Here is an 11,069-nt window from a genome sequence, read left to right as displayed (position 1 = left end):
CGGTGTCGAGTTCATTGAAGGTGTTGATCACCGCGTAGGTGTCTTTCCAATCCCAGCCACGTTTTTTCGCTTCGGCGGCCATGGCGGCGCCCTGTTTCTGGCCGACTTCAAACGCGGCCATGCCCAGGTACGGCACGTCCTCCATGAAATTGCCCTTGGCATCGACGAAGCGGTCATCCACGGCCATGACTTTCAAGCCATTGAGCTTGGCCTTGGCCACAATGGCCGGGCCGAGGGACACGTCCGGCGGGCAGATCACAAAGCCCTTGGCGCCGTTGGCGGCCAGGCTGTCGATGGCGGAGAGGGTTTTTTCGCCATCGGGCACGGCAATCTTGATCACGGTAAAACCGTGTTCTTTACCGGCTTTTTCGGCGAAGGCCCATTCGGTCTGGAACCAGGGTTCTTCGGCTTGTTTGACCAGGAAGCCGATCTTTACTTCTTCGGCTGAGGCGAGGCTGCTGAGGCTGCTTAACGCAACGGCGGCGGCAAGGACGCGTAGGACTTTTTTCATGAACGACACCTCTTGTTGTTGTTTTTGAGTCTTGGGGTTTAACCGGCAAAGCGATGGCAAGGTTTGCCAGGGATATCCACTTCAATAGCCAGCACCGCACCGTCCAGGGGGTGATCCAATGGACTGGCGGCACTGGTGATGTACAGCGTGGTGAGGTTGGCCCACCGAATACGCAACTGGTGGGCCGGCTGACGGGCAGCTCAATGATGCGATCCACCTCGCCATCGGGCGTCAGACGCAACAGGCAACTGCCGTCCCAACGGGCGTTCCAGATATAGCCTTCGGCATCCATCGCCGAGCCATCCGGACCGCCCCGTGTGTGCGGGCCGAACCAGACCTGTGCCGGTTCGAGTTGGCCGTCGGGCTGGATCGCATGCCGATAGAGCGTGCCATCCATGCTGTCACCAAAGTGCACCCGGCTGCCCTCCTCGTTCCAGAGCAAGGTGTTGGGAATGCCCAGGCCGCTCAGCAACGGCGTGGCCTGCCCATCGGCGTCGATGCGAAACAGGCCACCGGAACGCCGGGTAATCGGCAGGTCTTCGCCGTGTTCGCCGATGTTGTTCTGCATGGTGCCCAGCCACAGCCGACCCTGGGCATCGCAGCGTGCTTCATTGCCACGGTTGCCCGGTTGCGGGTCGGCCACGCACAGCAGGGTCAGGGCTTCGGTGGCCAGGTCCAGGCGGTAGACACCGCTGCTCAAGGTCACCAAGGCATCGCCGCTTTCACACGGAATAAAGGCCGAGACGTGCTCGGGCAATTGCCAGATCTGCAACTGCCCGTCCATCAGGCGCAACGCCTGTTTGCCGGCGATATTGACCCAATACAGCGCCTGGGTGGGCGCGTCCCAGAACGGGCCTTCGCCCAATTGCGCACGGTGTGCAGTGACGGCCTTACACGACATGAGACCTCCGGGTTCCTTACAGCGAATCGCGCGATGGCGTGCCATCCACCAGGCGCTGGATACGCAACGGGTTAGCGTTTTTCAACGCATCGGGCAGCAGGCTATCAGGGTAGTTCTGGAAGCACACCGGACGCAGGAAGCGGTCGATGGCCAAGGTGCCGACCGAGGTACCACGGGCATCGGACGTGGCCGGGTACGGGCCGCCATGCACCATCGAATCGCAGACTTCCACGCCGGTCGGGTAGCCGTTGAGCAGGATGCGCCCGACTTTCTGTTCCAGCAGCGGCGTGAGTTCGGCGAATTGCTGAAAGTCTGCCGGCTCGCCAATGATCGTGGCGGTGAGTTGACCGTGCAGGCCGTGCAGCGCGGCGCTGAGTTGGGCCTGGTCCGCCACTTCGATAAACACCGTGGTGGGGCCGAAGACTTCTTCTTGCAGCACTTCATCGCCATCGAGCAACAGGCGCACATCGGCCTTGAACAGCTGCGGTTGCGCCTGATTGCCCGCCTGGGTGCTGCCCGCGAGATGTTGAATGCCAGGGTGCGAGAGGAGTTTTTCCAGGCCCTTGCCGTAGCTGCTCAAAGTACCGGCGTTGAGCATGGTCTGCGCCGGTTGCTCGCCGATCAAGTGCGCCACCTGCCGGGTGAACGCGGTGAATTCCGGCGAGGCAATGCCGATCACCAGGCCAGGGTTGGTGCAGAACTGGCCACAGCCTTGCACCACCGACGCGGTGAGGTCACGGGCAACGGTCTCGGCCCGCGCCTGCAGCGCCTGGGGCAACACGATCACCGGGTTGATGCTCGACATCTCGGCAAACACCGGGATCGGTTGCGGGCGCGCGGCGGCCATATCACACAGGCGCGGCCACCTTTGAGGGAGCCAGTGAAGCCCACGGCCTGGATCGCCGGGTGCTTGACCAGCGCCTCGCCGACGCCGCCGCCAAAGATCATGTTGAACACACCGGCCGGCATCTCGGTCGCTTCAGCGGCGCGGATGATTGCATTGGCGACCTGTTCAGCCGTCGCCATATGCCCGCTGTGTGCCTTGAACACCACCGGGCAACCGGCGGCCAGCGCGGCGGCGGTATCGCCGCCTGCCGTGGAGAATGCCAGGGGGAAATTGCTCGCGCCAAACACCGCCACCGGGCCGAGGCCGATGCGGTATTGACGCAGGTCCGGACGCGGCAGTGGTTGGCGATCCGGCAGGGCTTTGTCGATGCGCGCACCGTAGAAATCGCCGCGACGCAACACGGTCGCGAACAGGCGCATCTGGCCGCTGGTACGTCCGCGCTCGCCCTTGATGCGGGCCGCTGGCAATGCGGTTTCACGGCAGACCAGCTCAACGAAGTTATCGCTCAGCGCATCCAGCTCGTCGGCGATCGCATCCAGAAATTGTGCGCGACGTGCGGCGCTCAATGCACGGTACGCCGGGTAAGCCTGCGCGGCGGCCTGGGCGGCGGCGTCGACTTCCTGCGCGGTGGCCTGGTAGAAAGCCTGGGGCAAGGCTTCACCGGTGCTGGCGTCGACGCTTTGCAGCGTCACGCTGCCGTTGGCGCTGCGCTGGCCGCCGATGAAGTTGTGGCCGAGAAACTGGGTCATGTTGCGCTCCTTAAAGGGTGATGACATTGCCGGGTTCGAACACCGCATCGACGCTGCCGACACTGTTGATCAACGGCGCGCCGAACTCAGCCTGGCTGATCTCGAACACATCCCCCGGTTGGGTACGTATACCGTCGGCGAATGACAAGGTGGCGGTGCCGAAAAAGTGAATGTGCACATCCCCCGGCTTGAGGAACTGGCTGTACTTGAAGTGGTGGTATTCGAGGTTTTCCAGGCTGTGGCACATATTGGCCTCGCCACTGAGGAATTCGTTCCGCCAGATTTCCTCACCGTTACGCAGGATGCGGCTGGTGCCGGCCAGGTGCTGGGGCAATTCGCCGACGCGCAGCTCCGGGCCGTAGCTGCAACTGCGCAGTTTGGAATGGGCCAGGTACAGGTAGTTCTTGCGCTCCATCACATGGTCGGAGAACTCGTTGCCCACCGCAAAGCCCAGGCGATAGGGCTTGCCGTCGTGGCCGATCACGTAGAGGCCACCGATTTCCGGTTCTTCACCGGCATCTTCGGCAAATGGCGGCACCGGGAAGGCCTGGCCGGGGCGCACCACGATGCTGCCGTCGCCTTTATAGAACCACTCCGGCTGCACACCGGCCTGTCCAGCGGCGGGTTTGCCGCCCTCCACGCCCCATTTGAAGATGCGCATGGTGTCGGTCAAGGCGCTGTCGTCACCGCCCTGGTGCATCTTGTCCCGCGCCGCGGCGCTGCCCAGGTGGGTCAGGCCGGTGCCGCTGATCAGCATGTGGGCCGGGTCGGGGTGGTCCAGGGGCGGCAGGATTTTTTGTTCGGCCAGCAGGGCGGCGTAGTCGTGGCTGTCGCCCAGGCCGAGGCTGTCGACCTGCTGCTGCAACTTGACGCCCGCTTCGATGGCGGCCAGCGCCAGTTCGCGCACGCTGTGGGCGCTGCGCACTTCACGCAGTTGCTTGCCTTCCACCACGCCAACGCGGCGCTCGCCATTATTGAGTTCGAACTGCACTAAACGCATGAAGGTTCTCCTAGATTAAGTACGTGTGGCGCCACGGGCGCTGGCGGCGAACTGGTCGGCGGGCAGCACGTGCTTGCGCTCCAACAGGCGATAGACCACGCCGGTCAGCAGCAGCCCGAACAGCATCACCCCGGACAGGAAGTACAAGCCCGAGGCCAGGTTGCCGGTGTATTCCTTGAGCGCGCCGATCACGAACGGGCCGATATAGCCGCCGAGGTTGCCCACCGAGTTGATCAACGCGATGCCAGCCGCCGCACTGGCGCCGGCGAAGAAGCGCCCCGGCAAGGTCCAGAACACCGCCGTGCACGAGAACATCGCAAATGCCGCCAGGCACAGCGCCGCCATTTGCAGCACCGGCACACTCAGCCACGCGCTGCAGAACAGGCCGATGGCGCCCAGCACATACAGCACGGCGAGGTGGCCGTAGCGGTCATTCAAGCGGTCGGAACTGCGCGGGATGATCAGCAGGCCAATGATGCCGAAGATGTACGGCACCGCCGAGATGAAGCCGGTGGTGAGGTCGCTGCCGCCGAACTGCTTGATCAGCGTCGGCAGCCACAGGCCCAGGCCGTAGATGCTCAGGGTCACCGGCAGGTAGAACAGCGCCAGCAGCAGCACGCGTTTGTCCTTGAGCGCATGCAAGGGGTTGCCATGGCGGGTCTGGCCGTAGGCTTGCAGGTCCTTGTTGAGTTCGTCGGTCAGCCAGGTTTTTTCGGCGTCGGTCATCCACTTGACCTGCTTGGGGCCGTCCGGCAGGTACCGCAGCACCGGCCAGGTCAACAGGATCGCCGGGGTGCCGATCACGATAAACAGCCACTGCCAGCCGTGCAGGCCAAGAATGCCGTCCATGCCCAGCAAACCGCCGGACACCGGGCCGGTGATCATCATCGCGATGGGTTGGGACAGGATGAACAGCCCGAGGATCTTGCCGCGATGGCGCACCGGGAACCACTGGGTGATGTAGTACAGCACGCCCGGGAAGAACCCGGCTTCGGCCGCACCGAGCAGAAAGCGCATCACATAGAAGCTGTGCGGCCCCTGCACGAACGCCATGCCGATGGTGATGGCGCCCCAGGTGACCATGATCCGTGCGAACCAGCGCCGGGCGCCGAAGCGGTCGAGCATCAGGTTGCTGGGGATCTCGAACAGGAAGTAGCCGATGAAGAACAACCCCGCGCCCAGGCCATAGGCCGCATCGCCGATGCCGACGTCGGCGCCCATGTGCAACTTGGCAAAGCCCACGGCGGAGCGGTCCACGTAGGCAATCAGGTAAAGCAGGATCAGGAAGGGAATCAGTTTCAGCGTGATGCGCCGGATAAGCCGCAATTCCTCGCTCATGGGGTCGATCTCCGATTGTTGTTCTTATAGGAATCGGGGATGCCTCTCGCGGATCATCCGCCAGGGTCATACCTCAGTTAAGCCAGACTATATAGTAGGACTATTTGCAAAACAACTCTTCCAAAGCGAACATTTTGCGCTTATGTTTAGCCGCAGAGAGAACATATAGTCATACAATAAGAGAATCGATCATGTCTGATAAAAAGCCCGGCCTACGCTCCGCCCAGTGGTTTGGTACCGCCGACAAGAACGGCTTCATGTACCGCAGCTGGATGAAGAACCAGGGCATTGCCGACCATCAGTTCCATGGCAAGCCGATCATCGGTATCTGCAACACCTGGTCGGAGCTGACCCCGTGCAACGCGCACTTTCGCCAGATCGCCGAGCACGTCAAACGCGGCGTGATCGAGGCCGGCGGCTTCCCGGTGGAATTCCCGGTGTTTTCCAACGGCGAATCCAACCTGCGCCCCACCGCCATGCTGACGCGCAACCTGGCGAGCATGGACGTGGAGGAAGCCATTCGCGGCAACCCCATCGACGGCGTGGTGCTGCTGACCGGCTGTGACAAGACCACCCCCGCCCTGCTGATGGGCGCCGCCAGTTGCGACGTGCCGGCCATCGTGGTCACCGGCGGGCCGATGCTCAATGGCAAGCACAAGGGCCAGGACATCGGCTCGGGCACCGTGGTCTGGCAGCTCAGTGAACAAGTGAAGGCCGGCACCATTACCCTGGATGACTTCCTTGCGGCCGAAGGCGGCATGTCGCGTTCGGCGGGTACCTGCAACACCATGGGCACCGCGTCGACCATGGCCTGCATGGCCGAAGCTTTGGGTACCTCGCTGCCGCACAACGCGGCGATCCCGGCGGTGGATGCGCGGCGTTATGTGCTGGCGCATATGTCCGGCATGCGCGCCGTAGAGATGGTGCGCGAAGACTTGAAGCTGTCGAAGATCCTCACTAAAGAAGCCTTTGAAAACGCGATCCGCGTGAACGCCGCCATCGGCGGGTCGACCAACGCCGTGATCCACCTCAAAGCCATTGCCGGGCGCATCGGCGTCGAACTCGACCTGGACGACTGGACCCGCATGGGCCGTGGCATGCCGACCATCGTCGACCTGCAGCCGTCCGGCCGCTTCCTGATGGAAGAGTTCTACTATGCCGGTGGCCTGCCCGCCGTCCTGCGTCGCCTGGGCGAAGCCAACCTGATCCCGCACCCGAACGCGTTGACCGTCAACGGCAAGTCGCTCGGCGAGAACACCAAGGACTCGCCGATCTACGGCCAGGACGAAGTGATCCGCACACTGGACAACCCGATCCGCGCCGACGCGGCATTTGCGTGCTGCGCGGCAACCTGGCGCCATTGGGTGCAGTACTCAAGCCATCGGCCGCCAGCCCGGAGCTGATGCAGCATCGCGGCCGTGCGGTGGTGTTCGAGAACTTCGACATGTACAAGGCGCGCATCAACGACCCCGAGCTGGATGTGGACGCCAACTCGATCCTGGTCATGAAGAACTGCGGGCCCAAGGGTTATCCGGGCATGGCCGAAGTCGGCAACATGGGCTTGCCGGCCAAGCTGCTGGCCCAGGGCGTGACCGATATGGTGCGTATTTCCGATGCGCGCATGAGCGGCACGGCGTATGGCACGGTGGTGTTGCACGTCGCGCCGGAAGCGGCTGCGGGCGGCCGTTGGCCACGGTGAAGGAAGGTGACTGGATTGAACTGGACTGCGCCAACGGCCGTTTGCACCTGGACATCCCCGACGCAGAGCTGGCGGCGCGCATGGCCGACCTCAAGCCACCGCAAAACCTGATCGTCGGCGGCTACCGCCAGCTGTACATCGACCATGTGTTGCAGGCGGACCAGGGCTGCGACTTTGACTTCCTGGTGGGTTGCCGTGGGGCGGAAGTCCCCCGTCATTCCCACTAATTGGGATGCTATGATGCCGCGTCTTTAAGCCAGAGCCTCCCCGTCGTTATGGATCACCAGCCGCCCAAGCCGCGCAAGAGCATGCATGCCCAGATCGTTCAGGACTTGGGCATGCACATCGTTTCCGGCCGCTTCAAGCCCGAAGAAAGACTGCCCATGGAGGCCACGCTCTGCGAGGAGTACAAGGTCAGCCGCTCGGTGCTGCGCGAGGCAACCCGGGTGCTCAGCGCCAAGGGCCTGGTGTATTCCAAGCCACGGGTGGGCGCGGTGGTGCGGCCTCGGCTGAAGTGGCACCTGCTGGACCCGGATGTGTTGTCATGGTTGATGCAGTCCACGCCCCACAGTGAATTCTTCAACACCCTGGCCGGTGTGCGGCGCATCCTCGAACCGGAAATCGCCGCCATGGCCGCTACGACGGCGACCGACGAAGACATCGCCACCATCGAAAAAGCCTACACCGGCATGGAAACCGCGAAGACCCACGAAGACCTGTTGCAGGCCGACCTGGACTTCCACCGCGCCATTGCGGACGCCACACGCAACGACCTGCTGGCGTACATGTGCAACATGCTGTCGCTGCCGCTGCGCGAGTCGATCAACATCACCAACCGCCGCCCGGACATCCAGGGCCTGAGCCTGCCACGGCACAAGGCGATCCTCACCGCGATCCAGAACCGCGACGCGCTGGGCGCACGGCATGCGTCGCTGGTGCAGTTGGATGACACGCGGGTGGCGTTGGATACGGTGATGAATGTGCTCACGCCGCTCTAGAGCCTGGTGAAAGCAAATGTGGGAGGGGGCTTGCCCCCGATAGCGGTGGATCAGTCATAGCAACATTGACTGACCTATTGCTATCGGGGGCAAGCCCCCTCCCACATTGGGTTTGTGTTGGTCGTTACAGCGTGTAGGCGATGCCGACCTGGACTGTGCGCGGGGCGCCTGGGTAGGCGTAGATGTTGCCGAACGCGCCCTCTTCATACTCACGATTGAACAGGTTCTTCACGTCCAGGTTCAGCCGCACCTTGTCGTTGACCTTGTAGTAGCTCAGCAGGTCCACGACGGTGTAGGCGTCCATCGAGAAGGCCGTGTTGGCGGTCTGGCCGGCACGCTGGTCGACGTATTTGCCGCCGGCGCCCAGGCCCAGGCCTTTGAGGGCGCCGTCCTGGAACTCATACACGTTGAGCAGGCTGAAGCTGTTGCGGGGGATGTTCAGCAGGCGTGTGCCGGAGCGAATGGTGTTGTCCTTGGTGACTTCGGCGTCCACGTAGGCGTAGCCGCCGATCACGCGCCATTCCGGGGTGAGGTTGCCGGCTACGTTGAGGTCGAAGCCTCGGCTGCGGACTTGGCCGGCGGCGACGCTGAAGGTGTTGTCCACGGGGTCGGTGGTCAGTACGTTTTTCTTCTCGATCTGGTAGATCGCCGCATCGACGCTCAGTTGACGATCCAACGCTTCCCACTTGACGCCCATTTCATAGGACTTGCCTTTCTCCGGCTCGAACCCGCCACCTTGGCGAGCAGCGCCGGTGTTCGGCTTGAAGGAACGTGCGGCGTCAGCGTAGACCGCGACAGTATCAGTGAGGTCGTAGATCACGCCCACACGTGGGGTGACGGCGTTATCGGCGGCTTGCCAAGGTTTAACCCCGGTCACATAGCTTTCGTAGTCATGCTCGAACCGCTCAAACCGCGCACCCGCCAACACTTTCAAGCGCTCGGTCAGCGCCACTTGGTCCTGTACGAAGGCTGCGTAGGTCTTGAGGTTTTCCTTGTCGTGGGTCGGTGTGCGCGTCAACGTTGGGCGCGGCTGGCCGTAGACGGGATCGAAGATATCAATCGGGTAAGTACCCGCAGCAGCGCTGGAACGCTGAATGATCGACTTGTAGTCGTAATCCTCATACTCGATACCGGTCAGCAAGGTGTGCTCGAAACCACCGGTGTTGAAGTGCCCGGTGAGGTTGAGCTGGTAGTCCTTGTCGGTCCATTCCAGCTTGCGGTAGTTGAAGTTGCGTTGCAGGGTGCGGCCATCGGCGCTCAGGCCGTTGGCTTCAATCGCATTGCCCTGCAAGGTGCCGTCCAGCCATTGGAAGCCGCCGCCCAGCGTCCAGTTTTCATTGAGCAGATGCTCAAAACGCAACTGCGCCATGCTGTTGTCGTTGTGCAATTTGCCGACGTCTTTGTCACCCCAGAAGGTGTCCCGCGACGGGTTGCCGTTTTTTTGGGTGGGGTAACGCGTCAGGCCACGATCCAACGGATGATTGTTACGCATGAAGTCGCCTTCAAAGATCACCTTCGTCTCATCAGTAGCTTGCCAGGTGATCACTGGCGTCACGCCGTAGCGTTCGGTCTCGACATGATCACGAAACGTATCACCACCCTCGCCCACCACGTTCAGGCGATAGGCCAGGCGACCTTCTTCATCCAGCGGGCCGGAGGCGTCCAGGGTGCCGCGTTTCATGCCTTGGTCATTCAACTGGCTGCCGAGGGTCACGGTGCGCTCGGCCAGCGGTTGCTTGGACACCACGTTAAAGGTGCCGCCTGGGTCGCCACGGCCGTAGAGCATGGCCGCGGGGCCGCGCAGTACTTCGAGGCGTTCGATGGTGTTGGCGTCCGGCATGTTCGGATACCCACGGTTGATCGGGAAACCGTTGCGGTAGAACTCACCTGTGGTGAAACCGCGCACTGTGAAGGTGGTCAGGCCCTGGCCGCCGAAGTTGTTGGCACGGCCGACCCCGCCGGCATAGTCGAGGGCATCTTGCAGTCGGGTCGCGCCAATGTCCTCGACCACGTCCTTGGACACGACGCTGATGGACTGCGGGGTTTCATGAATCGAGGTGTCGGTGCGCGTCGCACTCGCTGAACGTGTGGCGTGGTATCCCTTGACTGGCCCCTGGGCCGTTTCATAGTCGGCTGTGCCGGTAATGCTGGTGGCTTGCAACTCGATACCGGTTTTTTCAACCGGCTCGACATCGGCCCACGTGAGAGGGGAAAACGCCTGAAGCACACAAATGGAAACCAGGGTACGACGCATGGATGTTGGACCTAGTGAATGAGCCAGATGGGGCGGCAAACCCGCCAAGAATTCGCGGCGCATGCTATACCATCGCATTCTCGTTTGATATCTATTCTCATTCGTTATTTTTTGTGTATCTGCTTTGTATCAACATCAAGATAAAGAAAAGCCACTCGATTGAGTGGCTCCATACACTGCGGGGCTCGCCTCAGCGATAGCGCTCCAACCAATGGGCGTAAGGCGCAGGCAAGGTCCAGGATGACTTATCCACGCCCAGCTCCTTGGCCGCAAAGTACGCCCAATGCGGGTCGGCCAGGTGTGCGCGGCCCACTGATACCAAGTCCAGGTGACCGGCCTGCAACGCCCCTTCTGCCAGTTGCGGCGTACCAAACCCCCACGCCGACGTTACCGGGATACCGGCTTCGCGGCGCACGCGTTCGGCAATCGGGCCCATAAAGGCCGGGCCCCACGGGATGTTGGTGTCGGGGATGGTGAAACCGACACTGACGCTCAGCAGGTCCAAGCCACCGGCCTTGAAGTTTCGCGCCAATTCGATGGATTCGGTGAGCGTTTGCTCGTCACGGCCGTCGTATTCGATCACGCCGAAACGCGCGGTCAGCGGCAGGTTTTCCGGCCAGACTTCGCGCACGGCGGCCAGGGTTTCCAGGAGGAAACGGCTGCGGTTGTCGAAGCTGCCACCATAGGCGTCAGTGCGCTGGTTGGAATGCTCGGAGAAGAAGCTCTGGGCCAGGTAACCGTGGGCGAAGTGCAGTTCGATCCACTCGAAACC

The 11,069-nt window shown here is 62.3% G+C and carries 6 protein-coding genes and 3 pseudogenes; 2 read left to right on the top strand and 7 right to left on the bottom strand.

Annotation, left to right across the window (positions count from 1 at the left end; all coding sequences use genetic code 11):
* The 5 genes and pseudogenes from IQK56_RS19830 to IQK56_RS19810 all read right to left on the bottom strand — a co-directional run.
* Positions 1-511, bottom strand: a 511-nt coding sequence (locus IQK56_RS19830; protein ID WP_193901795.1) for a substrate-binding domain-containing protein, incomplete at its 3' end; no start/stop codon positions are given.
* A gap of 38 nt (positions 512-549) precedes the next feature.
* A pseudogene (locus IQK56_RS19825) lies at positions 550-1,412 on the bottom strand (SMP-30/gluconolactonase/LRE family protein).
* Between the two features lie 16 nt (positions 1,413-1,428).
* Positions 1,429-3,008: pseudogene (locus IQK56_RS19820) on the bottom strand (aldehyde dehydrogenase (NADP(+))).
* 10 nt (positions 3,009-3,018) lie between these two features.
* The gene (gene araD1, locus IQK56_RS19815; protein ID WP_099584591.1) at positions 3,019-4,008 is read right to left on the bottom strand and encodes an AraD1 family protein; all 990 of its coding nucleotides are present in this window, start codon (positions 4,006-4,008) and stop codon (positions 3,019-3,021) included.
* Positions 4,009-4,023: 15 nt separating this feature from the next.
* Complete coding sequence (locus IQK56_RS19810; protein ID WP_150676864.1) at positions 4,024-5,346, bottom strand: MFS transporter; 1,323 nt, start codon at positions 5,344-5,346, stop codon at positions 4,024-4,026.
* A 191-nt stretch (positions 5,347-5,537) separates the two neighbouring features.
* On the opposite strand from IQK56_RS19810, the pseudogene IQK56_RS19805 reads away from it, so the two are divergent.
* A pseudogene (locus tag IQK56_RS19805) lies at positions 5,538-7,272 on the top strand (IlvD/Edd family dehydratase).
* A 48-nt stretch (positions 7,273-7,320) separates the two neighbouring features.
* The gene (locus tag IQK56_RS19800; protein WP_099584588.1) at positions 7,321-8,043 is read left to right on the top strand and encodes a FadR/GntR family transcriptional regulator; all 723 of its coding nucleotides are present in this window, start codon (positions 7,321-7,323) and stop codon (positions 8,041-8,043) included.
* Positions 8,044-8,167: 124 nt separating this feature from the next.
* Here the strand turns inward: IQK56_RS19800 and IQK56_RS19795 are convergent, their stop codons facing one another.
* Positions 8,168-10,297, bottom strand: a complete 2,130-nt coding sequence (locus IQK56_RS19795) for a TonB-dependent siderophore receptor (protein WP_193864249.1) — start codon at positions 10,295-10,297, stop codon at positions 8,168-8,170.
* A 190-nt stretch (positions 10,298-10,487) separates the two neighbouring features.
* Positions 10,488-11,069: oxidoreductase (locus tag IQK56_RS19790; protein WP_482827655.1), on the bottom strand; the 582-nt coding region annotated here is incomplete at its 5' end.

Origin of the sequence: Pseudomonas cyclaminis, assembly GCF_015163715.1 — a bacterium.
Lineage (GTDB): Bacteria > Pseudomonadota > Gammaproteobacteria > Pseudomonadales > Pseudomonadaceae > Aquipseudomonas > Aquipseudomonas cyclaminis.
This window is presented reverse-complemented; position numbering and strand designations above follow the sequence as displayed.

What these genes read in the sequence shown, in the direction of transcription:
- araD1 (WP_099584591.1), bottom strand. Translation starts at nt 4,008, where the DNA reads ATGCGTTTAGTGCAGTTCGAACTCAATAATGGCGAGCGCCGCGTTGGC.
- IQK56_RS19810 (WP_150676864.1), bottom strand. Translation starts at nt 5,346, where the DNA reads ATGAGCGAGGAATTGCGGCTTATCCGGCGCATCACGCTGAAACTGATT.
- IQK56_RS19800 (WP_099584588.1), top strand. Translation starts at nt 7,321, where the DNA reads ATGGATCACCAGCCGCCCAAGCCGCGCAAGAGCATGCATGCCCAGATC.
- IQK56_RS19795 (WP_193864249.1), bottom strand. Translation starts at nt 10,297, where the DNA reads ATGCGTCGTACCCTGGTTTCCATTTGTGTGCTTCAGGCGTTTTCCCCT.